This is a genomic window from Caballeronia sp. Lep1P3 (genome assembly GCF_022879595.1).
Classification (GTDB): Bacteria; Pseudomonadota; Gammaproteobacteria; order Burkholderiales; family Burkholderiaceae; genus Caballeronia.
In genome coordinates this window covers 222,007-247,520 of record NZ_CP084267.1, presented here as the reverse complement: position 1 = coordinate 247,520, position 25,514 = coordinate 222,007, and the positions used below count along the sequence as shown (strand labels likewise).

The following is a 25,514-nucleotide window of genomic DNA, read 5'->3' as shown; positions in this document are numbered from 1 at the left end:
TCCATACGCGATGCGAAGCTTTTCGATACGGTATCGTAATGCCCTCGTGCAACACCGTATCAATTTCGAGAGTGACCGCGAGCCGCCGATCCGCCCGGCGCCGGACTCGCACGGGGCCACCTGAGAGGCCATGTTCAAACCATCACAACAAGGACGCGCCATGCAGCCTCCGGTCGAGCAATCCATCGAAAGAACCATGTACATCCTCGGACAGATCGGGGCCATCGTCTGTCACGAGCGTGGGCCGCGCCCAAATACCGGGATTCTGACCACGATGGCATCGCGCCCCGCCGAAGGCTTGTGGCTCGCCGTGGCGCGTCTCAACGAACTCTGCCCCGCGACGCGCGGCCCGCGCCGCACGCTCTTGCAATGGAAGCGCAAGGAAATCGGGCGTCTGTCGCGCATGCTGCCGCATCCGTTGCCCGGCGATGCATGCGCCAAGACGCAGGTTCCGTTCTGGGCCGGCTACTGCCGCTATTGGGACGACGTGCTTAAGCAGCATGTCGAACAGGAAGCCGAGCAGCCGGCCGTCACGAGCGACGACATTCCCGCAAGACGCATCAACGCCTGAGCGCCCCGCCGCCCGCACGCCCGCACGCGCGCAGTTGCCACCTGCAGCCAAGTCGGGCAAACTGCCCGGCCCTGCGCGCGGCCGTTCGCCCCGGTTCACCGGATCGCCCTCCTTGCCGGAAACCGCGACGCTACGCGACGCGTCGCGCGCGACGGAACGAGGACGAACAGATGGACGAAGTGAAGATCACGATCAACGGCGAGGGACATCCCGTCATCGCGCATCCGGTGCCGGTCGAAAAGCGCAGCGCCGATGTCGCCGGCGCCATCGCCGCGCTGTCGGACGTGCTGGCGACGGCAACCGCCGACGGCATCGATCAAGCCCAATGTCTTGCGCTGCTGCGCTCGCTCGCGCACGAGCAGCTTGCGCTCACGCACGCGCTCTCCGAATGCGCCGGCGAATGGTCGACGGACGAGGCGTATCGCCGGACTTACCGGCGCGCCTTCAGAAAGGGCTTCTGCGCCGGACTGCAACGCACGCTGCCCGCGCGCCCGGTCGACATCAACGCCGCATCCGCCACATCGCCCGCTGCGGCCACGGGCACGTCGCGGTTCGACGCGCTGCGCCGACTCAAAGAGGCGTGCTGAACGGCTCGCTGTGCGCTCACGGCAGGCGCATCAGCATTCGCGCGCGCGCCGCTGCCCTTCGTGAGCGTAAAAATACGTGCGCATCAAGTCGATCATGCGGTCGATCTGCGTCGGCTTGATGAAATAACCGTTGAAACCGGTGCGGCGCGCCCGCGCGCAATCGTCGGGGCTCGTGCGGCCCGTATGGGCGATCAGCAGCATCGACGCATCCAGCGCGCGAATCGCTTCGGCGGCCTCCCAGCCGTCGCCGAGCGGCATCATCAGATCGAGCAGCACCACGCCCGGCTGCCATTTGCGCGCGAGCGTGACGGCATCCAGGCCGGTATGCACCGCGCGCACCGTGAAGTCGGCGTCTTCGAACGCGAGAGAGATCGCGCGGGTGGCTTCGAGGTCGTCGTCGGCGATGAGCACGCGCGGCTCGTCGTGGTGCACGGCGCACTCGGGAATGTGCCAGACGGCTTCTTCCGGTACGCGTGCGTGTCGTTGCGAGATTTGCATATCGTTGGCCTCGGATAGACCGTCATCGAGAGCAACTCGCGTTCCGCTTCGCAGCATGAACGGCCAAGCCGAGGCTGCGCGCGGGTCGCCAACGTTGCACTGCGGGAATACCCGGTGCTGGATGATGTATCGCACGCGGTGCGTCGCGGCGCTTTTTGCACCACGAAGGAACCGATGTTTCCCCGACCGCTCAGTCAGGTTCGTCCCACATCCAGAGGCACACGATGTTCGTAGTCTATTGGCTCGAGTCCGATACGCACGCCGAAGCCGAAGCGCGTCATCGCACATTCGATGCGACCGCGCTCGCAGAAGCGCTCCGCTTCGCGGAAGCGCTCAGGAAACGCCAGTCGCTGGGGGAAGCCATCGGCTTCGTCACGCTATGCAGCGAAAACCCGCAGTCGGTCGGCAAGCCGGGCGTCGCCGATCCGCCCGCCGGCTACGACTGGAAGAAGCGCCGCCGCTAGCCGCCCGGCGCGCTGGCGGCGCTGGCGGCGCTGGCCGCGTCGTCCTGCCATCCACCGCCGAGCGACTTGTACACGGCGATGAGATCGGTCGTCACATTCACCGTCGATTGCGCGGACTGTTCGCGCGTTTGCGCAAGCTGGCGTTCGGCGTCGAGCACGGTCACGAACGGCGTCAGCCCCTTGCGATAGCTGTCGGTCGCGAGTTGCAGGCTCACGCGATTCGCCTCGACCGTGCGCGCGAGCGCCGCGCGCCGGTCCTGCTCCGTGCGATACGCAACGAGCGCGTTGTCCACGTCCTGCAACGCATTGAGCACCGTCTGCCGATACTGCAGCGCCGCCTGCCCCGCCTGCGCCTTCGCGACGCGCACGTTCGCGCGCAACGCGCCGCCTTCGAAGATCGGCAGCGAAATGCTCGGCCCGACCGACCAGAAGAGACTCGACCAGCGCGCGAGATAACGCGCGTTCGTCGCCCGCGTGCCGACTTGCCCCGTCAGCGAGATATCCGGATACAACTGCGCGACCGCGACGCCCACTTCCGCCGTCGCCGCGTGCAACTGCGCCTCCGCGCGGCGGATGTCGGGACGGCGGCGCGCAAGCGTCGATGGCAGTCCGACCGGCACGGTCGGCGGAACGGGCGGCACGGCGCCGCCATCGGCGAGTTCCGCGTCGAGCGTGCCCGGCGCGCTGCCGGTCAGCACCGCGAGCGCGTTCATCGCCTGCGCGGTTTGCGCATCGAGCGACGGCACCTGCGCCTGCAACGCGCCGACTTGCGCGCTCGCGCTTTGCACGTCCTGCTGGCTCGTGAGGCCGACGCGCGCCTGTTCGCGCGTGAGATCGAGAATCTGCTGTTCGGCGTCGATTTCGTCGAGCGTGATCTGCCGGATCGCCTGCGCGCCGCGCAACTGCGCATACGTGCGCGCAACTTCCGCTTCGAGCGACACGAGCGCGTCGTTGCGGCTTTCGATTTCCGCCTGCGTCTGCGCGTTCGCCGATTCCACCGAGCGCCGCACGCGCCCGAAAAGGTCCAGTTCCCACGACGCGTCGAAGCCATCCTGAAAGAGCGTGACCGGTCCGGTCGCCGAATCCAGCCCTTGCCGGATCTGTGCGCCGTTCGCGCCGAGCCCGTCGATGCGGTCGTACACGCCCTGCGATTGCAGCAGGCCTTTCAGCCCGAGCTGTTCGCGCATGACGCTCGCGTTCGCGCTCAACTGCGGCAAGCCCTGCGCCGCCGCCGATACGCTCTGCTCGCGCGCCGCCGCGATGCGCAGCACGGCGCCTTGCAAATCGAGGTTGCCCGCGACGGCGCGATCGATCAGCGAGTCGAGCGTCGGATCGTCGAACTGTTTCCACCAGCGCGGATCGGGATCGGCGGATGTCGTCACGACCGACGGCGCGTCGGCGTGCGGCGCGCGCGCATCCGACGATGCGTTCTGCGCGCGTCCGATGTCGTTCCAGTTAGCGGGAAGATCGGCTTCGGGCGGCTTGAAATCGGGGCCGACCGCGCACGCGCTCATCGCGAAAGCGAGCATCAGAACGAAGATTCGCGGCGTCATGTCAATGTCCTCCCGGCTTGCCGGATGCCTTCACCGGCGAGAAGAAGAACGTGATCGGAATGAAGAGGAACGAGAAGATCGCGCAGGCGGCGAACACGTCGAGATACGCGAGGATCGTCGCCTGCGAAACGAGCGTCTTGTACATCTGTCCGGTCGCGGCGGTCATGGCCTGCGACATCGTCTGCCCCGTGTCCATGAGCGTGCGCGCGATGCGCTGCACCGTGTCGTTGTACGGCTGATTGAGCGGCGTCAGATGCTCGACCATATGCGCCATGTTCGCCTGCGTGCGCTCGCGGATCATCGCGGTGGCGAGCGAAATGCCGACCGACCCCGCCACGTTGCGGAACATCGTGAAGAGCGCGGACGCATCGTTGTTCATCGACTTCGGAAGCGACAGATACGCGAGCGTCGTCACCGGCACGAAGAGAAAGCCGATGGCCGCGGATTGCGCGCTGCGCATCATCGTGAGCGTGCGATAGTCGATGTTCGGCACCAGACGATGCGAATAGATCAGCGCGCAGCCCATCAGGAAGAAGCCGAACGCGACGAGAAAGCGCGTCTGCACGACGAGCATCAGCTTGCTCACGACCGGAATCAGAAACACGATCAGAAGCGCGCCCGGCGAGAGCACGAGGCCCGCGAGCGTTGCCGTGTAGCCGAGCTGCTGCTGCGCAAGCTGCGGAATGAGCACGGCGCTGCCGTACAGCACGGACGCGAACCCGACGATCGCCGCCGAGCCGAGCGCGAAATTGCGGTCCTTCATCACGCGAAGATCGACGACGGGCTTTTTCGCATACGAAAGCCAGAACGTTGCGCCGACGATGCCGATCGCCGCCAGCACCGCGAACGTCACGATGAAGTTCGACGAGAACCAGTCCTCGTCCTCGCCGCGATCCAGAAACACTTGCAGGCAACCCAGCCCGAGCGCGATCAGGCCGATGCCCACCGCGTCGATGCCCACGTCCTTGTGGCTCTGGCGCTCTTCCCACGGCGGATCTTCGACGAACTGCATCACCGCGATGGTCGTCAGCACGCCGACCGGCACGTTCAGCAGAAACACCCAGCGCCAGGTGAAGTTGTCGGTGATCCAGCCGCCGAGCGTCGGCCCGAGCACCGGCGCGACGACGATCGCCACCGCCGAGATCGAGAACGCGCGGCCGCGCTGTTCGGGCGGGAAGGTGTCGAGGATGATCGACTGCTGGCTCGGCTGCAGTCCGCCGCCGAAGAAGCCCTGCAGAATCCGGAAGACGATCAGTTGCCCGAGATTCGTCGCGATGCCGCACAGAAACGAGCAGACGGTGAACGCCCCGATGCAGATCAGAAAGTAGCGCTTGCGCCCGAGAATCTTCGAGAAATACGCGGAAAGCGGCAGCACGATGCCGTTCGCGACGAGATACGACGTGAGCGTCCACGTCGCTTCGTCGTAGCTCGCGGACATCGTGCCGGAAATGTGCGGCAGCGCGACGTTCACGATGGTCGTATCCAGCACTTCCATGAACGCCGCGAGCGTGACCACCACGGCGATGAGCCACGGATTCGCGCTCGGCTTCCAGCCGCTGTGGTCGGGTTCGGTCGTGTCGCTCATGGCTTCAGTGCCGCAGCATGACGGTCGGCTCGACCGACAACCCGAGCGGCAGCGACGTTCCCGGTTTCATGCCGCTGTCGATCACGATCTTCACCGGCACGCGCTGCACGATCTTCACGAAGTTGCCGGTCGCGTTTTCGGCGGGAAACGCGGAGAAGCGCGAGCCGCTGCCGAACTGAATGCTGTCCACATGGCCGTGCAGGTCGAGGCCCGGATAGGCGTCGATGTCGATATCGACCTTGTCGCCCGGATGCATGCGCGCAAGCTGCGATTCCTTGAAGTTCGCCGTGACCCAGACGCGCGTCGTGACGAGCGTGAGAATGGACGTGCCCGCTTGCAGGAACGTGCCGAATTGCACATTGCGCTTCGTGATCCAGCCATCGGCGGGCGCGCGCAGTTCGGTGTACGACAGATTCAGTTGCGCGGCTTCGACTTGCGCCTCGGCCTGCCGCACTTGCTGGCGCCGCTCCTGCACGGAAGCGACCACCTGCGCGATCTGCTGCGGCACGAGGCTCGCCGTGCGCACCTGCGCGCGCGCCTGAGCGACGTTCGCCTGCGCGCTCTTTTGCTGCGCGGTAGCGGCGTCGATGTTCTGCTGCGACGTGGCGCGCACATCGACGGTGCGCTGGCGCTCGTAGGCCGCGCTCGCCTGCGCGAGACTGGCGCGCGCGCTCAACTCCTGCGCCTGCGCCTCCGCGAGCTGCGCGGGATACTGCACGCGCGCGACCTGTAGCTGCACGTCGGCGGCGTGAAGCTGCGCCTGCGCGAGCCCGAGCTGCGCGGTCGCCTGATCGAGCTGCGCCTGATAGTCGCGCGGATCGATCTTGATGAGCAGATCGCCCTTGTGCACGAAGCGGTTGTCGTCGATGTTCATCGCGACGACATAGCCCGATACCTTCGGCGCGATGGTGACGGCGTCGCCATCGGTGTAGGCGTCGTCGGTGCTTTCCTGATTGCGTGTCATGAACCACCAGATCGACGCGCCGATGGCAAGCACCACCACGACGATGCCGAGAATGATCAACGGCTTCTTGCCGGGCTTCTTGCGCCCGTTCTTGCCGTTGTCTTTTTCGTCGCCGTTCTTTTCGTCGCCGTTCTTTTCGTCGGCGTTCTTGCCGTCATGCGCCCGCGCGCGTTCGCCGCCGTCCTTCGCGGTATCGTCGCGTGCGTCGTCGTGAGTATCGTTTCGGTCTGACATCACCGTTCGCTGTCGAGTTGGACGCCGGGCGAAATCCCGGGCTGACTTGCGCGTGATCTGGACTTGCGATGTTGCCGGCAGCGGCGCCGGACTCGGGGCATTCGAGCGCAGACCGGAAGCAAGGCCCATTCCTCACAGGCGCGCATCGGCCGCGAACCGAACGCGCGTGCGCTCTGGCACGAAAGCGCGCGCGCCGGCGCCGCGCGATGGCATCTGACGGCGGGTACGCTTTATAAGCGTCGCGCAAAACTTCCACGCGCTCTCATTCGCCGCTAACTCTGGCGGCCGAACATGGCTTCCAACGTCGATCGTTCCGATACGACGCACTCTCATCGGAGGTCATCATGTACAGGCACATTCTCGTTGCAGTCGGCACCAGCCTGAGCCACCGCGCGCTCGCCACCGCCATCGTCCGCGCGCGCGAATGCAACGCGCGGCTCACCGCGCTGCATGTGGTGGATCGCACGCCGTGGTGGGCGGTGGACACCGGCGAGTGCAATCAGCGCGACACGCTCTCGCTCATCGACGAACACTCGCGCGCGCTCATGCGCTACAGCGTGAGCATGATCGAGCGCGCGGGCATCGACGGCGTCGGCATCAGCGTGTCCTTGCCGGCTGGCGGCAGCATCGGCGAAGTGATCGCAAAGACGGCGAACGATTCGGGCGCCGATCTCGTCGTGCTCGGCGGCGAAACGGAGTCCGGCTGGCCGCATCGCGCCGAGCGTTTGCGCGATGTCGTCTGCGGTCAGACACACTGCGACGTGCTGATCGCGACGCACGCGCGCGCAGAGCCGGAAGCGGAGGCGGAAGCGGAAGTCGCGGTATCAGAGCGCGTCGCGTAAGTGCGCCGCCAGTTCGACGATGCCCATCGCGATCTGCTTCTCGCGGCGGGCGTCGAGCCGTCCGACGGGCACGCTCGTCGATACCGCGACGCGCTTGCCCGCGGGCGTCTCGCCGACGAACGCGGCGAAGCATGCAAGCCCTTCGGCCACTTCCTCGCGTTCGATGGCGAGCCCGCTCGCGCGCACCGCGGCGAGTTCGCGCACGAGCGCCGCGCGGCGCGTCACGGTGCGCGGCGTCACCGCTTCGAGGCGTTCGGGCAGGCGCTCGATCACGGCGTCGTCGGGAAGGCTCGCGAGCAGCGCCTTGCCGAGCGCGCAGCAATGCGCGGGCAAGCGCGAGCCGAGGTCCGACACGAGCCGCACCGGGCGATGCGCGTCCTCGCGCGCGACATAGACCACCTGCACGCCGTCGAGCACCGCGAGCTGCACGACTTCGTTGTGCTGGTTGATGAACGCGCCCGCGCCTTCGCGAAACGCCGCCTGCAGCGTGTCGTGGCGCACGTAGGCGTTTCCCAGTTCGAACAGTCCCACGCCGACGACATATCCGTCGTCGCGCTTCTCGATCCACTGCATGCGCGCGAGCGTTTCGAGCATCAGATAGAGCGTGCTGCGCGAAAGCCCGGTGCGTTGCGCGAGCGTCGCGGCGCGCACGGGCCTGGCGGCGTCGGCGAGCGTTTCGAGGATGTCGTTGGCGCGTCGCAGCGCGGGGACGTCGTAGGCTTTTTCCATTGGCGGCTTCACATGTTGAATCGACGATATTCCAATAGGTTGGATAAATAATCAACTCAATGGACAGCGCTCGGGTCGCGGGCTACGATCGGTTTTCCCTTCCGCCGCCATTCGAACTCATGCAAAACGTCAACGTCTCCTCTTGCCTGCCCGACGACCTCGCCGATGCCGTGCTGATCGGCCGCGTATGGCGCCCCGCCCCGGTCGATGGCCCCGCCGTCGTCGCCGTGCGCAATGGCGAAGTGTTCGACATCACGCGCGCCGCGCCGACCACCGCCGATCTCTTCGATCGCCCCGACGCGCTGGACATCGCCCGGAACGCAGAGGGCGAGCGCATCGGCAGCGTGCACGATCTGCTGCAGGCGACGCTCGACGGCGCGACCGGCGGCGCGCGCCTGCTCGCGCCGTGCGACGTGCAGGCGGTGAAAGCGTGCGGCGTCACGTTCGCTGTGAGCCTGCTCGAGCGCGTGATCGAGGAACAGGCCGGCGGCGACGCGAGCAAGGCGGTGGAAGTGCGCGACACCATCAACAAGCTGATCGGCGCGGATCTTTCGAAGATCAAGCCCGGCTCGGAAAGCGCGCAAAAGCTGAAGGCGGAGCTTGAGCGGCGCGGCGCGTGGTCCCAATACATGGAAGTCGGCATCGGGCCGGACGCCGAAGTGTTCTCGAAGTCGCAGCCGATGTCGTCGGTGGGCTTCGGCGCGGACGTCGGCCTGTATCCGACATCGCAATGGAACAATCCGGAGCCGGAGATCGTGCTGGCGGTGAACGCGCGCGGCGAGATCGTCGGCGCGACGCTCGGCAACGACGTAAACCTGCGCGATATCGAAGGCCGCAGCGCGCTTTTGCTCGGCAAGGCGAAGGACAACAACGCGTCGTGCGCGATCGGCCCGTTCGTGCGCCTCTTCGACGAAGGCTTCACGCTCGACACCGTGCGCGGCGCGAGCCTGTCGCTGAAAATCGAAGGCGCCGACGACGGCTTCGTGCTCGAAGGCGTGAGCCACATGAGCGAAATCAGCCGCGATCCGGCCGATCTCGTCAGTCAGACGCACGGCGCGCATCATCAATATCCGGATGGCTTCGTGCTCTTCCTCGGCACGATGTTCTCGCCGATCAAGGACCGCGACACCGAAGGCGGCGGCTTCACGCACCATCTCGGCGATGTCGTGACCATCGCGACGCCCACGCTCGGCGCGCTCGTCAACACGGTGCGGCTCTCGACGGAAATCGAGCCGTGGACCTTCGGCGTGCGCGCGCTATACCGGAATCTCGCCGCGCGCGGGCTGCTCGGCGCGGCGGCCTGAATTAAGGCTCAGGCTCAAGCTCAGGCGCGCGGCGCGCGGGTCTTCTCGCGCGTCACCACCTGCACTGGCGTTTCCATATAAGGCGACAAGTCCCGCTGACGGCGCTTCTCCACGAGCGCCTTCACCGCGACATCGACGCCGAACACGGCCTGGCGCGCGCCGAACTGCTCGACGGTCGCGAGCATGCTGCCGTTGTCGAGCAACGGCTGCACGGCGTCGATGTTGTTGTAGCCGGTGACGAGCACGCGCCCTTTCTTGCCCGAGATGCGGATAGCGTCGATGGCGCCCATCGCGATGTTGTCGTTCGCGCACAGCAGGCCGCGCAGCGTCGGGCGCGCGTAGAGCATCTGAAGCGCGATGGACTTGCCGCTCGGCGCGGTCCAGTCGCCGGTGTCGATGGCCGCGACGCGCAGTTGCGCCGCCGACATCGCTTCCCTGAAGCCGAGGGTGCGCTGCTGCGCGTTGCGATCGTTCGGCGGGCCTTCGATGATGCCGACTTCATCGCCCGGTTTCAGCTTCGAGGCGAGATAGGCGCCGACGAGCCGCGCCCCGCGCCGGCTGTCCGGGCCGACGAACGGAATCGTCACGTTGGCCGCTTCCTGCGCGTCTTCGTCGAACGGATTGTCGATGGCGATCACGAGCACGCCGGCCGCAATCGCCTGCGCGACCACCGGAACGAGCAATTTCGAATCGGTCGGCGCGATCACGATGGCATCCACCTTCGCCTTCACCAGCGCCTCGATGATGCGCGTCTGCCCCGCGACGTCGTTGTCGGTCAACGTGCCGTGCGTCGTCAGGTCGAGTTGCGAGGCGTAGTGGCGCTGATAGTTCTTCGCGCCGTCGATCATGGAGGCGACGAACGGATCGCCGAGCGATTTCATCACGAGCGCGACGCTCGCCTTGTCCGGCAGCGCGGCGGCGCGGCGCATGGACGCGAGCCCGCACGCGCTCAGGGCGCATGCGGTGAGCAGACGGCGGCGGGCAAGGCTTTTCATCGAAGGCGGGTCGGAATCGACGGTCGCCTCATTGTAGACGGACGGCAGCGTTCGCGACCGGGCGTGCCTCAGCGCTGCGCCCGCTCTTCCCACGCGAGCGCGACGAACGCCGCGCACAGCGCTTCCATGCCGCGCGCGTCTTCGTCGTCGAAGCGGCCGGGCGCGGGGCTGTCGACATCCCATACGCCGATGAGCGTGCCGTCGCGCGCGACGAGCGGCACGACGATCTCCGAGCGCGACGCCGAATCGCAGGCAATGTGGCCAGGGAACGCATCAACGTCCGGCACGACCTGCGTGCGCCGTTCCTGCGCCGCCGTTCCGCAGACGCCGCGCCCGAGCGCAATCCGCACGCACGCGGGCTTTCCCTGAAACGGCCCGACGACGAGTTCGTCGCCATCGAAGAGATAGAAGCCGGCCCAGTTCAACTCCGGCAGCGAGTGATAGACGAGCGACGCGAAATTCGCCGCGTTCGCCATGAAATCCGCCTCGTCGCCGATGAGCGAGCGGGCCTGCTGCAGCAAGTCGTCGTATTGCGCGGGCTTGCCCGCGTGACTCGTAGAGGAAAGCGAAAACATGGCGGCGTCTCGAAGTGACCTTCGACGTTAGCACAGCGCCGGCGCGGACGCTTTTATCGAACCGCGAAAGCTGACTGCAAGCCGCCTTGCCTAGTGTGAAAGCGCGCCACCCCGCGACAACGCTGCGCGGCGCCGCCGCTTCGGGTTTCTCCCTGCTTTACATCGCCGCGCCGTCGTTCTTAAATAAATCAACTTGATTTAATTAATCCCGCGACGAGCACGGCGCGGTCGATTCGGAGCCAGACCAAGTGAAATACCCGAGCGGCAGAGGCAGCAATCCCGCATCCGTGCGCCGATACAACGAGCGTCTGCTGCTTCAGGCGCTGCGCCGCACGGAACCGGCGTCGAAGGCCGATCTCGCGCGGCACGCGAATCTGACGAGCACGGCGGTCGGCAGCATCGTCGATTCGCTCGGCAAGGCGGGACTGATCGAATACACCGGACGCCGCCTCGATGGTCAGCGCGGCCAGCCGGCGTCGCTCTTGCGGCTCGATCCGCGCGGCGCGTTCGGCATCGGCGTGCGTCTCGATCGCACGAGCATCGAGACGGTGCTCGTCAACTTCGCGGGCGACGTGCTCGCGCGCAGTGCGCTCGACCGCGTGCTGCCGCATCCGTCCGTCGTGCTGGAAATCGTCCAGCGGGACATCGAAGGCATGCTCGCGCTGTTGTCGGCGGCGGAACGCGACCGGCTCACCGGCATCGGCGTCGCGCAGCCGTACAACCTCGGGAGCTGGCTGCGCGAACTGGGCGTGAGCGCCGACACGTCCAGCGCCGAGACTTTCCGCGCGTGGGACAGGACCGATTTTCCCGACGCGCTCTCGCGCGCGCTCGCGCTGCCCGTCTTCAGCGAAAACGACGGCAACGCCGCCGCGACCGCCGAACTCTTCTACGGACACGGCCGCCGCTGCGACGACTTCGTCTATCTCTTTCTCGGCTCGGCCATCGGCGGCGGCGTCGCGATCGACGGCGACTGTCTGCGCGGCGCGACCGGCAACGCGGGCGACATCGGCGTGATGCCCGTTCCGCCGAGCCGCCTGCCGTCCGCGCCGCAGCCGCCCGGCCAGTGGGACATCCTGCTGTCGCGCGCGTCGCTCAATGCGCTCGTGCGGCATCTGCACCACAGCGGCGCGGCGGCGGACAACCGCATCGACGTGCAGGCGTGCATCGAGCGGCGTCTGCCGGCCGTCGACGAATGGATCGACGACTGCATCGAAGCGCTCGCGCCCGCCCTGCGCGCGATGCTCTGCGTGCTCGACGTGCCGATGGTCGTGCTCGATGCCGATATCGACGGCGGCCTGCTCGACCGGCTGATACAGCGTCTATCCGCGACGATGACCGCGAACGCGCCCGAAGCGCGCGGCACGCCGGAACTCGTGCGCGGCACCTTCGGCCCCGACGCGGGCGCGATCGGCGCGGCCACGCTGCCGATGTTCTTCAACTTCTCGCCACGCGTGCGGCTGGATCGCGGCGCGGGTGTCAAACCGCAGGAGGTGAACCATGCCGCATGATTCTCCGCGCTCGTCGGAGCCGCGCACGCCGCTTCTGGAAATGCGCGGCATCAGCAAGACGTTTCCGGGCGTGCGCGCGCTCAACGACGTGCGCCTCGCCGTCCATCCCGGCGAAGTGCATTCGCTGATGGGCGAAAACGGCGCCGGCAAGTCCACGCTGATGAAGATTCTCTCGGGCGCGTATCAGGCCGACGCGGGCGGGCAGATTCTCATCGACGGCAAGCCGGTCGTCATCGACGGGCCGCTCGCCGCGCGCGCGCTCGGCGTCGCCGTCATCTATCAGGAATTGAGCCTCGCGCCGAACCTGTCGGTCGCCGAGAACATCTACGCCGGGCGCGAGCTGCATCGCGGCCGTGGCGCATGGGCGCTCGTCGACCGGCCCGGCATGGAGCGCGGCTGCGAGGACGTTCTGAAGCGGCTCGGCGCGAGTTTCAAGCCGCATACGCTCGTCGGCGACCTGTCGATCGCGGAGCGGCAACTCGTCGAAATCGCGCGCGCGGTGCATGCCCATGCGCGCATTCTCGTGATGGACGAGCCGACCACGCCGCTTTCTTCGCGCGAAACGGACCGCCTCTTCGAACTCGTGCGGCAACTGCGCGAGGAAGGCATCGCGATCATCTATATCAGTCACCGGATGGCGGAAATCTACGAACTGTCGGACCGCGTCTCGGTGCTGCGCGACGGCAGCTACGTCGGCACGCTGATGCGCGACGAACTCTCCGCCGAAAGCCTCGTGCGGATGATGGTCGGCCGCGACATCTCCGGCTTTTACAAGAAAGAGCACGCGCCCTACGATCCGGGCCACGTCGTGCTATCCGTGCGCGATATCGCCGACGACAGCCGAGTGCGCGGATGCAGTCTCGATCTGCACGCGGGCGAAGTGCTTGGCGTCGCGGGACTCGTCGGCGCGGGGCGCACGGAACTCGCGCGCCTCATCTTCGGCGCGGAACAGCGCACGCGCGGCGACGTGTCGATGCACGGCAAGCCGCTCACGCTGCGCACGCCGCGCGACGCGATCGACGCGGGTCTCGTCTATCTCACCGAGGACCGCAAGGGCCAGGGGCTTTTCCTCGACATGAGCGTGCGCGACAACATCAACGTCGCGGTCGCCGGGCGCGATTCGAAAGCCGGCGTGATGGACATCGCGCGCGGCAATGCGCGGGCGCGCGACGCGATCGCCGCGCTCTCGATTCGCGTGCCGAATCAGCGCGTGAACGCGGGCGCGCTTTCGGGCGGCAATCAGCAGAAGGTGCTGCTCTCGCGCCTTCTGGAAACGAAGCCCGAAGTGCTGATCCTCGACGAACCGACGCGCGGCGTGGACATCGGCGCCAAGTCGGAGATTTATCGAATCATCAACGATCTGGCGCGCTCGGGCGTCGGCGTGATCGTGATTTCGAGCGAGCTGCCGGAAGTGATCGGCGTGGCGGATCGCGTGATCGTGATGCGCGAAGGCGAGATCGCGGGCGAACTCGGCGGGCATTCCGGCAAGCCGATTTCGCAGGAAGGGATCATCGAACTGGCGACCGGCTCGCGCGCCGCGCTCGGTCAGGCCGCCTGAAGGCGGCTCAAGAAACATTCGGAGACAGAGATGGCTAACACGACGAAACACCACGACACGGGCGCGGCGCCGGTTGCAAAGGCGGACAGCGCGACGCAGCGGCAACGCCGCATCGAGCATCGCGAGCGCATGCAGGTGCTGATGCGCACGGCGGGCATGCTGCCGGTGCTGATTCTGCTGTGCATCGGCTTCGGCATCGTGACGGACGGCTTCTTCAGCTTGCAGAACATGTCGATCGTCACGCAGCAGGCGTCGATCAACATCGTGCTCGCGGCGGGCATGACCTTCGTGATTCTGACGGGCGGCATCGACTTGTCGGTCGGCTCGGTGCTGTCGGCGGCGGCGGTCACGGCGCTGCTCGCATCGAACCTTCAAGGCATGGGCTGGCTCGGCGTGCCGGCGGCGCTCGGCGTCGGGCTCGCGTTCGGCGTCATCAACGGGGCGCTCATCGCGCTTCTCAAACTGCCGCCGTTCATCGTCACGCTCGGGTCGCTCACGGCCGTGCGCGGCATCGCGCGGCTGATCGGGCACGACACGACCATCTTCAATCCGCAACTGCCGTTCGCGTTCATCGGCAACGATACGATTCTCGGCGTGCCCTGGCTCGTCGTGATCGCGCTCGCCGTCGTCGCGATCTCGTGGTTCATTCTGAGGCGCACGGTGCTCGGCCTGCGCATCTATTCGGTCGGCGGCAATCCGGAAGCGGCGCGGCTCTCGGGCATCAAGGTGTGGGGCATCCAGATGTTCGTCTACGCGATGTCCGGCCTGCTCGCGGGTCTCGGCGCGGTGATGTCCGCCGCGCGGCTCTATGCGGCGAACGGACTCCAACTCGGGCAGTCATACGAACTCGACGCCATCGCCGCGGTCATTCTCGGCGGCACGAGTTTCGTCGGCGGCGTCGGGTCGATCGTCGGGACGCTGGTGGGCGCGCTCATCATCGCGGTGCTGTCCAACGGGCTCGTGCTGCTCGGCGTGTCCGACATCTGGCAGTACATCATCAAGGGGCTCGTCATCATCGGCGCGGTGGCGCTCGACCGTTATCGCCAGCGCGGTTCGGCGCGCACCTGATGTCTTTCGAAAGACCATTGCAGCAATCAAGACCAACAACTCACCGGAGACACACAATGCGCAAGCACAACACGTTATTCGCGAGCATCGCGCTCGCGCTCGGATGCACGATGACGTTCGCGGCCCACGCCGCCGACAAGCCGCTCAAGGCCATCGGCATTACGGTCGGCTCGCTCGGCAATCCGTACTTCGTGACCATCTCGAAGGGCGCGGAAGCCAAGGCGAAGGCGATCAATCCGAACGCGAGGGTGACGGCCGTCTCGTCCGATTACGACATGAACAAGCAGTTCACGCAGATCGACAACTTCATTTCGGCGCATGTGGACATGATCCTGCTCAACGCCGTCGATCCGAAGGCGATCGAGCCGGCGGTCAGGAAGGCGAAGGCGGCGGGCATCGTCGTGGTCGCGGTCGATGTCGCGGCGGCGGGCGCCGATGCGACGGTGCAGACGAACAACGTGCAGGCGGGCGAGATCGCGTGCGACTTTCTCGCGAAGAAGCTGAACGGCAAGGGCAGCGTGGTGATCGAGAACGGGCCGCAGGTCTCGGCGGTGATCGACCGCGTGACCGGCTGCAAGTCCGTGCTCGCGAAGAATCCCGGCATCAAGGTGCTTTCCGACGATCAGGACGCGAAAGGCTCGCGCGAAGGCGGCATGAACGCGATGCAGGGCTATCTCACGCGCTTTCCGAAGCTCGACGGCCTCTTCGCGATCAACGATCCGCAAGCGATCGGCAGCGATCTCGCGGCCAAGCAGTTGCAGCGCAAGAACATCGTGATTACATCGGTGGACGGCGCGCCGGATATCGAGACCGCGCTCAAGTCCGACACGCTCGTGCAGGCGTCCGCGAGCCAGGATCCGTGGTCGATGGCGCAGCAGGCGGTGAGCGTCGGCTACGACCTGATGAACGGCAAGAAGCCGAGCAGCACGATGATCCTGATGCCGTCCACGCTCGTCACGCGCGAAAACGTCGGCAATTACAAGGGCTGGTCGTCGCCGCACTGAAAGCGCGTCACGGAAGCGGCAGCACGCGCAGCGAACTCGGCGTCTCGCGCGTGCTTGCCCGGTCGACGGCGATGAGGCGCTTCCTCGCGCTATCGACGGCGACGCCGCGCGGCGCATCGAAGCCGTCGGCGATGACGCTCGCGCGGCCGCGCCGCGAAACGCGGCATACGCTGTGCGCGCCGCATTTCGTGTAGAGCGTGCCGTCGGGCGAAGCGGCGAGCAGATCGGGCGAATCGATCGCGGCGAAGACGTCGCTTGCCTGAACCGGCGCGCTCGCCGCGCGCGCGTCCTGCAAGTCGAATTTGTAGATGCGGTTCGCCGCCTGGTCGGAGACGAAAAGCGTATCGCCGACGACCGCCATTCCAACGGGCTTCTGAAGCCCGGTCACGATATCGCGTTCCGTCACGCGCCCCGGCTGCGCGCCGCGCGTGATGACGCTCACGCCGCCCGCCGGCGGTGCGTCGCCTTCCTTCACGAACCAGCTCGAGAGAAACGTGCCGCTGTCCAGCACGACGAGGCCCAGGCGCCTGCGCGCGGGGTTCGTGTCCGCGGCGAGCGTCACCTGGCCGCTCGGCGCGACGTCGAACACGGCGCTCGCGGCACCGAAGCCGAATCGTTCGGCGAGGATGTGCCCGTCGGGCGCGAACGCGATCTCGCTCAGTCCGGTGCGTTCGCCTTCGCGCGCGGGAATGCGCGCATAGAGCGAGAAATCGGGCGATGCCGCGCCGATGTTCGCGCTCATCACGATGCCGTTGGTCTTGTCGTCGGTGACGAACACCGCGCCATCCGATGCGCGCACCGCGACGCCGTTGGGCATGCCGGAAAACGGCACGCGCGCGGCCTTCGTGTCGCCGCTCGGTTGCGCCGTGCCGCACGCCGCGAGGAAGACGGCGAACATCGCGGATAAAGCCTTCCACTTCATACGCCTTCTCCCGTTCTCCGTGCCAGTTTCGCCGATGACCACTATGCCGCAAAACACATGGCATGGCGCCGGCCGTCGTAATATAGTCGCAGACATAACGCCTCTCAAGGCCGCGTCCGCAGCGGCTCTCACGTCACCACCATGAACCACGCGCACGCGCTACCGCTGACAGAAACGCTCATCGAGATCGGCGGCGCGGTCGAACGGCCGCTCGCGCTCGATCTCGCTGCCCTGCGCGAATTCGAGAGCGCGAGCATCGAACCGTTCGATCTCGTCTGCTTCACGACCGGGCGCTACATTCGTCCGGTGGCGAGCTATCGCGGCGTGCCGTTGCGCGCGCTGCTCGATGCCGCAGGCGTGCGGCGCGCGGGCAGCACGGATTTCAAGCGCACCGTGTTCCTCGCCCACGCGCACGATGGCTACGCCGTGACGTTCTCGTGGCACGAGCTTTTCAACACGCCGGTGGGCGACCGCGTGATCGTCGCGTATGCGTGCGCGGACCGCGCGCTCGGCATCGACGAGGGCTTGCCGGTGCTCGTCTCCGGCGCCGACAAGGTACACGCGCCGCGCCATATGAAGCGGCTCGTTCGCGTCGATGCGCATGTGCTCGGCGCCCCGCGTCGCGAATGAACGCGACGGCGCACGCGTTGCTCGCGCGGGCGGCGCATCCCGTATCGGCGGATTCCAGGCTCTTCGCGCGGCTCGTCGGCGCGCGCATCGACATGGACGACGTATCGTTGCTCGGACTCGATGCGCCCGCGCTAGAAGCGCTGATCGCGCGTCATTTTCCCGGTGCGCGCGATAGTGTTCGCACGATGCGCACGCGCGTGGCCCTGCGCGAATCGCCGCATTGGGCGTTCGTGCGCGACCTTCGCGCGCTGCTTCTGCGTCACGATCCGACGAAGGACGCGCGGCCCGACGACGCGCAGTGCCTCGCGACGATCATCGCGGCGGCGTGTCTGCGGCCCGATCATCTGTGGCGCGATCTGGGCCTCGATTCACGCGACGATGTCACCGCGATGCTCGAACGCCACTATCCCGAACTCGTTGCGCGCAACACCGCGCAGATGCGCTGGAAGAAGTTTCTCGCCTACGAACTCGCGCGCGCAAACGGCGTCGCGCCCGAGTGCGCGCCGGGCTGCCCCGGCTGCGAAGACTTCGCGCACTGCTACGCGCCGCGCTGACGCGCAGACGCCCTGGCGCGCTCGCCGCGCGATGCGTCGTGTATTCTCTCGCGCATGGCGACGTCCCTCAAACCCAAAGCATCCCGAGAACCCGCACGCAACGCTCCGGCGCACGAATCCGCCGAAGTGCGCTTTCGTATGCGCATCAGCAAAGGCGAAACGGTCGCTATCGGTCCCGGCAAGGTCGCGCTGCTCGAAGCGGTGCGCGATCACGGCTCGATCTCGGCGGCGGCGCGCAGTCTTGCGATGTCGTATCGGCGCGCGTGGCTGCTCATCGACGAACTCAATCGCTCGTTGGAGTCACCCGCGACAGTCTCGGAACAAGGCGGGCAAAGCGGCGGCGGCTGCGTGCTGACGCCGGTCGGCGAGCGCATCGTGAAGCTGTATCGCGAGATCGAAGCGCGCGCGCAGGCAGCTTGCGCCGCCGAAATCGCATCGCTCACGCGGCTTCTCAAAGCCTAGCCGTGCCGCAGGCAGAACGCGGACGGCGGCGGGGAATTGCGTGGAGCATCGAGCCGCGCCATTGACTCGACGAATGCGACGAAGCTCGCCACGCTCGCCGTGCGCAGCGGCGAATACGTCACGCCGTGGCGCTCGCAAACGCGCTTGAGCATGTTCATCGAATCGTGATCGATGCAATCCACCGGAAACATGACAATATCCGCGCTCGGCAGCGCGGCAGCGAGCAAGCCCTTGCGGTCTTCGATGCCGCCGTCGTGCACGATCAAATCTCCGTCCGCCGATTCAACGAGCGCCTTGAGCACCGCATTCGAATTGGGCCTGCCGCCCACATAGACGATGCGTCTGCCGTTGAGCCACGCGAACGCGCGGCGACGGGCGGCGGCGGCATCGCCGTCATGGACGTGAAGCGCCGCACCTTCGAGCGCCGCGCATTCCGCCTGCACGGTCTCGATGAGCGCGTGTGCATGGTCGAGTTCGGCGCGCAGCGCGTCGGCTTGCCCTTCGTACCGCTGCGCGCGCTGCTCGGCGGCTTCGCGACGGCTCGTATGCAGCGCGAGGCGCCGCTCGCCCTCTTCGATCTTCTGCGCGAGGCGGCGCCGTTCGGCGTCCGATAGCGCCGCTTCCGGCTGCTGCTGGCGTTCTTCGAGCGCGGACAGTTGCAGCGCCTGATCCCTGCATCGACGCAGCGCGGCCTCGCGCTCCGTTCCCAGTTCCTGCAAGCGCGCCTGCTGGCGCTCGATCTTGTCCTTGAGCGCGGCGTTCTCTTCTTCGAGCGCAACGAGCCGCCGAATGTCCGCGCGATTCGCCGCGCCCACGAGATGCGACAACATGTGCAATTCGCCGAACGCCGACTGACGCACTTCGATGTTCGCGTGCGGATGCGTCATCAACGCCCAGTATGCGGGGGCGATGTCGCCGGACTTGAGCGCGTCGAGCCACAGATCGATGACGGCTTGCGCGTCGCGGGCGGCATCGAATCGCCGGATCGCGATGGCATAACGTTCGTCGAGCGCCTTGTTGAGCGCCTTCGCGCCCGCGCCGCCTTCGATCGCCAGTTCGACCGCCGCGTGATGAATCTCGAGATCGCTCGCGTGATGGCGGTCCACGTTCGCGAACTTCGGCACGAGCTTGCGCAACTCCGCCGTGCCGAGACACGTACCGATGATCGAACAGTGCAACTTCGCATCCAGTTCCGCGAGCCGCACGCGCCTGCGCGCGCTGCGCAACTCGGCGGCGGACGGCTGACAGCACGCGTCGCCGCGATGCCCGCGCGTCGTCTGCGTTTCGATACGCACGTCGCGGGCAAGCTGAAACGGAGGGCTTTGCATGATGACCTCGTGTCCGGTTCCTGACGCGCAATATACCACCGAATATAACGGTGGCGACAGCGCGCACGCCTGCGGGACACACGGCGTATCCTGTGGCTTCGGCGCGGCCCTCGTCCGGTGAACGGTCCGCCGCCACTTCCAACGCACAGCAGCGCTCACAGGAGAAACTGAATGGCCAGGGTCGAAGTCAAGGTTCCGCAGCTTTCCGAATCCGTCACCGAAGCGACGATGCTGCCGTGGAAGAAGAAAGCCGGCGATGCCGTGACGCAGGACGAAATCCTCGTCGAACTGGAGACCGACAAGGTCGTGCTCGAAGTGCCCGCGCCCGCGTCGGGCGTGCTCGCAGAAGTGCTCAAGCAGCAAGGCGACATCGTCCACGCCGACGAACTGCTCGCCGCCATCGACACCGAAGCGAAGGCATCGGCGGGTTCTTCTGCTCCTGCCCCTGCGCCCGCGCCCGCCGCTGAAAAACCCGCCGCTGAAAAACCCGCCGCCGTCGCGCAAACGTCCGCACCACAGGCTTCTGGCGAAAAAGCCGACTTCGATGTCATCGTCATCGGCGCGGGGCCGGGCGGATACATCGCCGCCATTCGCGCCGCGCAACTCGGCATGTCGGTCGCGTGCGTCGAGGAATGGATCAACCCCGCCGGCAAGCCGAAGCTCGGCGGAACGTGCCTGAACGTCGGCTGCATTCCGTCGAAGGCGCTGCTCGCGTCATCCGAGGCATTCGAGAATGCCAAACTGCATTTCGGCGATCACGGTATTTCGATGGACAACCTGAACGTCGATGTCGCCAAGATGGTTGCGCGCAAGGAAGCCATCGTCGAGAAGATCACGGGCGGCGTCGAGTTCCTCTTTCGCAAGAACAAGATTACGTGGCTGAAGGGCCACGGCAAGCTCGCGGGCAAGGACGGCGGCAACTTCCGCATCGAGGTGAGCGGCGGCGGCGAGAGCGGCACGCACACGACGAAGCACGTCATCATCGCGACGGGTTCGAAGGCGCGGCATCTGCCGAACGTGCCCGTGGACAACCGCATCGTGTCCGACAACGAAGGCGCGCTCGCTTTCGATACCGCGCCGAAGAAGCTCGCGGTGATCGGCGCGGGCGTGATCGGCCTCGAACTCGGCTCGGTGTGGCGCAGGCTCGGCGCCGACGTGACGATTCTCGAAGCGCTGCCCGAATTTCTCGGCACCACTGACATCGCGCTTCAGAAAGAAGCCGCCAAGCTCTTCAAGAAGCAAGGGCTCTCCATTCACCTCGGCGTGAAGATCGAGAACGTGAAGTCGTCCGACGCGGGCGTTTCCATCGCCTACACGGACAAGGACGGCGCGTCGCAGACGCTCGACGCGGACCGCCTGATCGTGTCCATCGGCCGCGTGCCGAACACCGACAATCTCGGGCTGGATTCCATCGGTTTGGCCACGGATCAGCGCGGCTTCATTCCCGTCGATGGCCACTGCGCGACGCAAGTGCCGAACGTCTATGCGATCGGCGACGTGGTGCGCGGACCGATGCTCGCGCACAAGGCCGAGGATGAAGGCGTGCTCGTGGCCGAAATCATCGACGGGCAGAAGCCGCACATCGACTACAACTGCATTCCGTGGGTCATCTACACGCACCCGGAAATCGCGTGGGTCGGACAGACGGAGCAGGCGCTCAAGGCCGAAGGGCGCGCGTACAAGACGGGCCAGTTCCCGATGATGGCAAACGGCCGCGCGCTCGGCATCGGCGAGACGGACGGCTTCATCAAGGTCATCGCCGATGCGAAAACCGACGAAATTCTCGGCGTGCACATCGTCTCGGCGAACGCGTCGGACCTGATCGCCGAAGCGGTCGTCGCGATGGAGTTCAAGGCGGCGTCGGAGGATATCGGCATCATTTCGCATCCGCATCCGTCGCTCTCGGAAGTGATGCGCGAAGCGGCGCTCGCGGTGAACAAGCGCGCGCTCAACATCTAGACGCGTCGCGGCATCCACACGCGCAGGAGCGAATACAGCCGGTCGATGTCGATCGGCTTCGCGAGATAGTCGCTCGCGCCGGCGGCGAGGCATTGCTCCTGATCGTCCTTCATCGCCTTCGCGGTGATCGCGATGACCGGCAGCTTGCGAAAGCGCGCGTCCTCGCGGATGCGCCGCGTCGCTTCGAGTCCGTCCATGCCGGGCATCATCACGTCCATCAGCACGATGTCGATATCGGCGTGGCGATCGAGCGTTTCGATCGCCTCGAAGCCGTTGCGCCCGATGTCGACCTTCAGCCCCTGATGCTCCAGCGCGCTCGACAGCGAGAAGATATTGCGGATGTCGTCGTCCACGAGCAGCACGCGCCGGCCGTCCAGCACGCGGTCGCGCGCGCGTGAGACATGCAGCATCGCCTGCCGGTCGGCGGACAGATCGGACTCCACCTGGTGCAGAAAGAGCGTGACTTCATCGAGCAGACGCTCGGGCGAACGCGCGCCCTTGATGATGATCGACTGCGAGTAGCGCATGAGTTCCGCTTCCTCGTCGTGCGTGAGCGTGCGGCCCGTATAGACGATCACCGGCGGAAACGAGAACGCCTCCGTGGACGCCATCTGGCGCAGCAGATCGCGGCCCGGCATGTCGGGCAGTTTCAGGTCGATGATCATGCAGTCGAACACCGTGCTCTTCAGCCGCGCGAGCGCGTCGCGGCCAAGCGCGACGGGCGTGATTTCCACGTCCTTGTCGCTGATGAGCTCGACGATGCTTTGCCGCTGCCGCGCATCGTCCTCGACGAGCAGCACGCGCTTGATCTTCTGGCTGCTCTTTTCTTCGAGGCGCTGGAAGATGGCCGTGAGTTGCTCGCGTGTCGTCGGCTTGACCGCATAGCCGATTGCGCCCAAATGCAGCGCGGCCTCCGTCCTGTCGGACGCGGACACGACATGCACCGGAATGTGCCGCGTCTTCGGACTCGCCTTGAGTTCCTGAAGCACGACGAGTCCCGAGCGATCCGGCAGGCCGATATCGAGCAGGATCGCGCTCGGCGAGCGCTCGAGCGCGAGTTGCAGCGCTTCGCGCGCGGTGCCGCTCACGATGCAGCGATAGTTCAGTTCGTGCGCGAGATCGAAGAGGATGCGCGCGAAGTCCGGCTCGTCCTCGACCACGAGCACGAGCCGGCGATCGGACGCGGCGTCGAAGCGATCGTCGTCGATGACGGGAATGGCCGGCGCAGCTTCTGCTTCGGGTTCGGGTTCCGCTTCGGGCGCGGCTTCCGGTGCCGCTTCGGGCGGCGCTTCCTCGACGGCGGGCGCGGGTTCGCTGAACGCGACGGGCATCGTCAGCGTGAAGGTGCTCCCCTGCCCCGGCACGCTTTCGACGTCGATCTCGCCGCCAAGCAGATGCGCGAGGCTGCGCGAAATCGACAGGCCGAGGCCGGTGCCGCCATAGTGCCGCGTCGCGGTGCCGTCGGCTTGCTGGAAGGCGGCGAAGATGCTTTCGAGCTGATCCTCCGCGATGCCGATGCCCGTGTCCTTCACGACGAAGCGCACCGCGTCCGCGCCCGCCCGTTCGAGCGTGAGCGAGACCGCGCCCGCATCGGTGAATTTGAGCGCGTTCGAGAGCAGGTTCTTGAGTATCTGTTCGAGCCGCTGGAAGTCGGTCGAGAGCGTCGCGGCGCCTGCGGTGCGATCGCGCAATTCGAGCGCGAGCTTCTTTTCCCGCGCGACCGGCTCGAACGTGCGCGCGAGCGAATCCATGATCCGCTGCGGCGGCGCTTCCTCGATATGCAGATCGAGCTTGCCCGCTTCGACTTTCGAGAGATCGAGAATATCGTTGATGAGGTTGAGCAGATCGTTGCCGGCCGAATAAATGGTGTCCGCGTACTTGATCTGATCCGCCGTCAGATTGCCGCCGCGGTTCTCCGACAAAAGCCGCGCGAGAATCAGCGCGCTGTTGAGCGGCGTGCGCAATTCGTGCGACATGTTGGCGAGGAACTCGGACTTGTACCGGCTCGCGCGTTGCAGCGCTTCGGCGCGCGCTTCCAGTTCGCCTTGCGCGGCGTTGAGCGCGGCGTTGCGCTCGTCGAGCACGCGCGCCTGATCCGCGAGCTGATCGTTGTTCTGCTCAAGTTCCGCCTTCTGATTGGCGAGATAGACCCGTGCCTGCGAAAGCGCGGACGTCTGCTGTTCCAGTTCCTCGTTCGCGGTGCGGAGTTCCTCCTGCTGCGTCTGCAATTCCTCGTTCAACTGCTGCGTTTCTTCGAGCACGCGCTGCAGCCGCTCGCGATACTGCGCGGCCTCGACGAAATCGCCGACATTGCCCGCGATCGCCTGCAGGAACTGGCGATCGCGTTCAGTGAGCGTGTGCATCGCGCCGAGTTCGATCGCGCCGTTCGGCTCGCCTTCGTTCTCGATCGGCACGATGACGATGCTCTTCGGCGCGCTCGCCCCGAGCCCCGACGTCACTTTCCAGTAGTCGGGCGGCACGTCGTCGATGCTCGTCAGCTTGCGCGTATGCACCGCCTGCCCGACGAGGCTCTTCACGCCTGTGAGCGTCGCGGGCGCGGCTGCGCTGGCCGGATCGAAGCCGAAGCTCGCGGTGCGCTTCAGCCCGCCATCGCGTTCGCAGACGTAGAACGCACCGAGCGACGCTTTCAGGTAGCCGGCGAGGAAATCGAGGATCGTCTGGCACAGCTTGTCGAGCGATTGCCGGCCAATCACCGTTTCCGCGAGCTGCGTCTGTCCTTCGCGCAGCCACGCCTGTTCCTGCAACGCGCGCGTCTGCTTTTCGTGTTCGCCGATTGCGAGCGCGAACGCGCCTGAAAGCTGCATCAGTTCGCGTCGCCCGAAGACGGCGAGGAACACCGAGAGCGTGAGACTCAGCAGCAGAAAAACGGCGACGGTGATGGTCGTCAACTGTCTGGCCGAGTTCACGCGCGCGAGCCGCAGCGTCTCCTCGATGTCGAGGAACGCGTCCAGTTCACGCACCGTTTCGGCGCGCTCGGCTGCCCCGACGCCGGAACGCACGAGCGCGGCTGCGTCGCCGTTCTGGCGGCGTGCGCCGATCTGCGCATCGGCGGCCTTGTCCCACTGTTGCTGCAACGCGCGAATGCGGATCAGCCGGTCCACTTGCGGCGCGTTGTCGGAGACGAGCTGCGCGAGCGTGTCGATATCGGCGAGGAGCTTCGGGCTTGCCGTGCGGTAAGGCGCGAGAAAGGATTCGTCGCCCGTCAGCAAAAAGCCGCGCAACGCGCTTTCCTTTTCGCCGACGAGCCGCCCGATTTCCTGCGTGTTGCCGATCACGCGTTCCGAATGCTCGACCCAGTTGATCCCGGAAAGGAGATAGAGCACGAGCGCGACGAACGACACCGCCGTGACGATGCCCGTTCCGAGCGGCAGCGCGATATTGCGAAAGAGGATGCGTCGAAAGCGTGATTCGTCGACACCGAAACGCAAGGGCATGAACTGCTCCAGATGACATGAGCGTCGCCGTGCGCGGGGCGCGCGGCGAGAATAGGAAGTGGGTCGGGCGGGACCGGTGCGAATCATAACCGCTATGCCGAAAGACGACCGGGCGATGAAGCGGAACGCCCCTGCCGGCACCGATCCGCTCGATATGCAGGCGTC

23 protein-coding genes are annotated in these 25,514 nt (G+C 66.3%); 13 read left to right on the top strand and 10 right to left on the bottom strand.

Annotation, left to right across the window (positions count from 1 at the left end; genetic code table 11):
- The first annotated feature begins 160 nt into the window (after positions 1-160).
- A complete protein-coding gene (locus LDZ27_RS21685) occupies positions 161-571 on the top strand; it encodes a hypothetical protein (RefSeq protein ID WP_244817851.1) in 411 nt (136 codons plus the stop codon).
- 170 nt (positions 572-741) lie between these two features.
- Positions 742-1,158, top strand: a complete 417-nt coding sequence (locus tag LDZ27_RS21680) for a hypothetical protein (protein WP_244817850.1) — start codon at positions 742-744, stop codon at positions 1,156-1,158.
- Positions 1,159-1,188: 30 nt separating this feature from the next.
- On the opposite strand, the gene LDZ27_RS21675 is transcribed toward LDZ27_RS21680, so the two are convergent.
- On the bottom strand, positions 1,189-1,656 hold the full coding sequence (locus LDZ27_RS21675; protein WP_244817849.1) for a response regulator: 468 nt from the start codon (positions 1,654-1,656) through the stop codon (positions 1,189-1,191).
- 224 nt (positions 1,657-1,880) lie between these two features.
- Here LDZ27_RS21675 and LDZ27_RS21670 point away from each other — a divergent pair, with 224 nt between their 5' ends.
- The gene (locus LDZ27_RS21670) at positions 1,881-2,120 is read left to right on the top strand and encodes a hypothetical protein (RefSeq protein ID WP_244817848.1); all 240 of its coding nucleotides are present in this window, start codon (positions 1,881-1,883) and stop codon (positions 2,118-2,120) included.
- On the opposite strand, the gene LDZ27_RS21665 is transcribed toward LDZ27_RS21670, so the two are convergent.
- The 3 genes from LDZ27_RS21665 to LDZ27_RS21655 are packed head-to-tail and all read right to left on the bottom strand — an operon-like array spanning position 2,117 to position 6,456.
- The gene (locus LDZ27_RS21665; protein ID WP_244817847.1) at positions 2,117-3,673 is read right to left on the bottom strand and encodes an efflux transporter outer membrane subunit; all 1,557 of its coding nucleotides are present in this window, start codon (positions 3,671-3,673) and stop codon (positions 2,117-2,119) included. The two genes, LDZ27_RS21670 and LDZ27_RS21665, sit on opposite strands and share 4 nt — an antisense overlap.
- Position 3,674: 1 nt before the next feature.
- Positions 3,675-5,258 (bottom strand): DHA2 family efflux MFS transporter permease subunit, encoded by a 1,584-nt coding sequence (locus tag LDZ27_RS21660; protein WP_244817846.1) that lies wholly within the window; start codon positions 5,256-5,258, stop codon positions 3,675-3,677.
- A 4-nt stretch (positions 5,259-5,262) separates the two neighbouring features.
- Positions 5,263-6,456: an HlyD family secretion protein gene (locus tag LDZ27_RS21655; RefSeq protein WP_244817845.1), complete on the bottom strand. Its 1,194-nt coding sequence runs from the start codon at positions 6,454-6,456 to the stop codon at positions 5,263-5,265.
- Between the two features lie 344 nt (positions 6,457-6,800).
- Between LDZ27_RS21655 and LDZ27_RS21650 the strand changes: the two genes are divergently transcribed.
- Positions 6,801-7,298: a universal stress protein gene (locus LDZ27_RS21650; RefSeq protein ID WP_244817844.1), complete on the top strand. Its 498-nt coding sequence runs from the start codon at positions 6,801-6,803 to the stop codon at positions 7,296-7,298.
- Here the strand turns inward: LDZ27_RS21650 and LDZ27_RS21645 are convergent.
- A complete protein-coding gene (locus tag LDZ27_RS21645; RefSeq protein ID WP_244817843.1) occupies positions 7,281-8,027 on the bottom strand; it encodes an IclR family transcriptional regulator in 747 nt (248 codons plus the stop codon). The genes LDZ27_RS21650 and LDZ27_RS21645 overlap by 18 nt on opposite strands.
- A gap of 119 nt (positions 8,028-8,146) precedes the next feature.
- On the opposite strand from LDZ27_RS21645, the gene LDZ27_RS21640 reads away from it, so the two are divergent.
- Positions 8,147-9,331: a fumarylacetoacetate hydrolase family protein gene (locus tag LDZ27_RS21640; RefSeq protein WP_244817842.1), complete on the top strand. Its 1,185-nt coding sequence runs from the start codon at positions 8,147-8,149 to the stop codon at positions 9,329-9,331.
- Positions 9,332-9,351: 20 nt separating this feature from the next.
- Here the strand turns inward: LDZ27_RS21640 and LDZ27_RS21635 are convergent, their stop codons facing one another.
- On the bottom strand, positions 9,352-10,326 hold the full coding sequence (locus LDZ27_RS21635) for a substrate-binding domain-containing protein (protein WP_244817841.1): 975 nt from the start codon (positions 10,324-10,326) through the stop codon (positions 9,352-9,354).
- A gap of 68 nt (positions 10,327-10,394) precedes the next feature.
- Positions 10,395-10,901 (bottom strand): GAF domain-containing protein, encoded by a 507-nt coding sequence (locus LDZ27_RS21630; protein WP_244817840.1) that lies wholly within the window; start codon positions 10,899-10,901, stop codon positions 10,395-10,397.
- 248 nt (positions 10,902-11,149) lie between these two features.
- Here LDZ27_RS21630 and LDZ27_RS21625 point away from each other — a divergent pair, with 248 nt between their 5' ends.
- The 4 genes from LDZ27_RS21625 to LDZ27_RS21610 all read left to right on the top strand — a co-directional run bounded on the left by LDZ27_RS21625 (position 11,150) and on the right by LDZ27_RS21610 (position 16,039).
- Entirely contained in the window at positions 11,150-12,409 is a 1,260-nt protein-coding gene (locus tag LDZ27_RS21625) for an ROK family transcriptional regulator (protein WP_244817839.1), read from the top strand.
- A complete protein-coding gene (locus LDZ27_RS21620) occupies positions 12,399-13,967 on the top strand; it encodes a sugar ABC transporter ATP-binding protein (protein ID WP_244817838.1) in 1,569 nt (522 codons plus the stop codon). Before LDZ27_RS21625 ends, LDZ27_RS21620 begins: the two co-directional genes overlap by 11 nt.
- A gap of 30 nt (positions 13,968-13,997) precedes the next feature.
- Positions 13,998-15,035, top strand: coding sequence for a ribose ABC transporter permease (locus LDZ27_RS21615; RefSeq protein ID WP_244817837.1), 1,038 nt, complete (start codon positions 13,998-14,000; stop codon positions 15,033-15,035).
- Positions 15,036-15,145: 110 nt separating this feature from the next.
- Positions 15,146-16,039 carry an ABC transporter substrate-binding protein gene (locus LDZ27_RS21610; protein WP_244818002.1) on the top strand — a complete coding sequence of 298 codons (894 nt, stop codon included), beginning with the start codon at positions 15,146-15,148 and terminating at the stop codon, positions 16,037-16,039.
- 7 nt (positions 16,040-16,046) lie between these two features.
- Here the strand turns inward: LDZ27_RS21610 and LDZ27_RS21605 are convergent, their stop codons facing one another.
- Positions 16,047-16,961: a hypothetical protein gene (locus LDZ27_RS21605; protein WP_244817836.1), complete on the bottom strand. Its 915-nt coding sequence runs from the start codon at positions 16,959-16,961 to the stop codon at positions 16,047-16,049.
- Between the two features lie 141 nt (positions 16,962-17,102).
- On the opposite strand from LDZ27_RS21605, the gene LDZ27_RS21600 reads away from it, so the two are divergent.
- The 3 genes from LDZ27_RS21600 to LDZ27_RS21590 are packed head-to-tail and all read left to right on the top strand — an operon-like array spanning position 17,103 to position 18,607.
- Complete coding sequence (locus LDZ27_RS21600) at positions 17,103-17,591, top strand: molybdopterin-dependent oxidoreductase (RefSeq protein WP_244817835.1); 489 nt, start codon at positions 17,103-17,105, stop codon at positions 17,589-17,591.
- The gene (locus LDZ27_RS21595) at positions 17,588-18,145 is read left to right on the top strand and encodes a nitrogen fixation protein NifQ (protein ID WP_244817834.1); all 558 of its coding nucleotides are present in this window, start codon (positions 17,588-17,590) and stop codon (positions 18,143-18,145) included. The genes LDZ27_RS21600 and LDZ27_RS21595 overlap by 4 nt, the downstream gene beginning before the upstream one ends.
- A 54-nt stretch (positions 18,146-18,199) precedes the next feature.
- Positions 18,200-18,607, top strand: coding sequence for a winged helix-turn-helix domain-containing protein (locus LDZ27_RS21590; RefSeq protein WP_244817833.1), 408 nt, complete (start codon positions 18,200-18,202; stop codon positions 18,605-18,607).
- Here the strand turns inward: LDZ27_RS21590 and LDZ27_RS21585 are convergent.
- Complete coding sequence (locus LDZ27_RS21585) at positions 18,604-19,935, bottom strand: DUF2325 domain-containing protein (RefSeq protein ID WP_244817832.1); 1,332 nt, start codon at positions 19,933-19,935, stop codon at positions 18,604-18,606. The two genes, LDZ27_RS21590 and LDZ27_RS21585, sit on opposite strands and share 4 nt — an antisense overlap.
- A gap of 171 nt (positions 19,936-20,106) precedes the next feature.
- On the opposite strand from LDZ27_RS21585, the gene lpdA reads away from it, so the two are divergent.
- Entirely contained in the window at positions 20,107-21,894 is a 1,788-nt protein-coding gene (gene lpdA / locus LDZ27_RS21580) for a dihydrolipoyl dehydrogenase (RefSeq protein ID WP_244817831.1), read from the top strand.
- Here lpdA and LDZ27_RS21575 read toward each other — a convergent pair.
- Positions 21,891-25,349, bottom strand: coding sequence for a response regulator (locus LDZ27_RS21575; RefSeq protein ID WP_244817830.1), 3,459 nt, complete (start codon positions 25,347-25,349; stop codon positions 21,891-21,893). The two genes, lpdA and LDZ27_RS21575, sit on opposite strands and share 4 nt — an antisense overlap.
- Positions 25,350-25,514: the final 165 nt, after the last annotated feature.

What these genes read in the sequence shown, in the direction of transcription:
- LDZ27_RS21685 (WP_244817851.1), top strand. Translation starts at nt 161, where the DNA reads ATGCAGCCTCCGGTCGAGCAATCCATCGAAAGAACCATGTACATCCTC.
- LDZ27_RS21680 (WP_244817850.1), top strand. Translation starts at nt 742, where the DNA reads ATGGACGAAGTGAAGATCACGATCAACGGCGAGGGACATCCCGTCATC.
- LDZ27_RS21675 (WP_244817849.1), bottom strand. Translation starts at nt 1,656, where the DNA reads ATGCAAATCTCGCAACGACACGCACGCGTACCGGAAGAAGCCGTCTGG.
- LDZ27_RS21670 (WP_244817848.1), top strand. Translation starts at nt 1,881, where the DNA reads ATGTTCGTAGTCTATTGGCTCGAGTCCGATACGCACGCCGAAGCCGAA.
- LDZ27_RS21665 (WP_244817847.1), bottom strand. Translation starts at nt 3,673, where the DNA reads ATGACGCCGCGAATCTTCGTTCTGATGCTCGCTTTCGCGATGAGCGCG.
- LDZ27_RS21660 (WP_244817846.1), bottom strand. Translation starts at nt 5,258, where the DNA reads ATGAGCGACACGACCGAACCCGACCACAGCGGCTGGAAGCCGAGCGCG.
- LDZ27_RS21655 (WP_244817845.1), bottom strand. Translation starts at nt 6,456, where the DNA reads ATGTCAGACCGAAACGATACTCACGACGACGCACGCGACGATACCGCG.
- LDZ27_RS21650 (WP_244817844.1), top strand. Translation starts at nt 6,801, where the DNA reads ATGTACAGGCACATTCTCGTTGCAGTCGGCACCAGCCTGAGCCACCGC.
- LDZ27_RS21645 (WP_244817843.1), bottom strand. Translation starts at nt 8,027, where the DNA reads ATGGAAAAAGCCTACGACGTCCCCGCGCTGCGACGCGCCAACGACATC.
- LDZ27_RS21640 (WP_244817842.1), top strand. Translation starts at nt 8,147, where the DNA reads ATGCAAAACGTCAACGTCTCCTCTTGCCTGCCCGACGACCTCGCCGAT.
- LDZ27_RS21635 (WP_244817841.1), bottom strand. Translation starts at nt 10,326, where the DNA reads ATGAAAAGCCTTGCCCGCCGCCGTCTGCTCACCGCATGCGCCCTGAGC.
- LDZ27_RS21630 (WP_244817840.1), bottom strand. Translation starts at nt 10,901, where the DNA reads ATGTTTTCGCTTTCCTCTACGAGTCACGCGGGCAAGCCCGCGCAATAC.
- LDZ27_RS21620 (WP_244817838.1), top strand. Translation starts at nt 12,399, where the DNA reads ATGCCGCATGATTCTCCGCGCTCGTCGGAGCCGCGCACGCCGCTTCTG.
- LDZ27_RS21615 (WP_244817837.1), top strand. Translation starts at nt 13,998, where the DNA reads ATGGCTAACACGACGAAACACCACGACACGGGCGCGGCGCCGGTTGCA.
- LDZ27_RS21610 (WP_244818002.1), top strand. Translation starts at nt 15,146, where the DNA reads ATGACGTTCGCGGCCCACGCCGCCGACAAGCCGCTCAAGGCCATCGGC.
- LDZ27_RS21605 (WP_244817836.1), bottom strand. Translation starts at nt 16,961, where the DNA reads ATGAAGTGGAAGGCTTTATCCGCGATGTTCGCCGTCTTCCTCGCGGCG.
- LDZ27_RS21600 (WP_244817835.1), top strand. Translation starts at nt 17,103, where the DNA reads ATGAACCACGCGCACGCGCTACCGCTGACAGAAACGCTCATCGAGATC.
- LDZ27_RS21595 (WP_244817834.1), top strand. Translation starts at nt 17,588, where the DNA reads ATGAACGCGACGGCGCACGCGTTGCTCGCGCGGGCGGCGCATCCCGTA.
- LDZ27_RS21590 (WP_244817833.1), top strand. Translation starts at nt 18,200, where the DNA reads ATGGCGACGTCCCTCAAACCCAAAGCATCCCGAGAACCCGCACGCAAC.
- LDZ27_RS21585 (WP_244817832.1), bottom strand. Translation starts at nt 19,935, where the DNA reads ATGCAAAGCCCTCCGTTTCAGCTTGCCCGCGACGTGCGTATCGAAACG.
- lpdA (WP_244817831.1), top strand. Translation starts at nt 20,107, where the DNA reads ATGGCCAGGGTCGAAGTCAAGGTTCCGCAGCTTTCCGAATCCGTCACC.
- LDZ27_RS21575 (WP_244817830.1), bottom strand. Translation starts at nt 25,349, where the DNA reads ATGCCCTTGCGTTTCGGTGTCGACGAATCACGCTTTCGACGCATCCTC.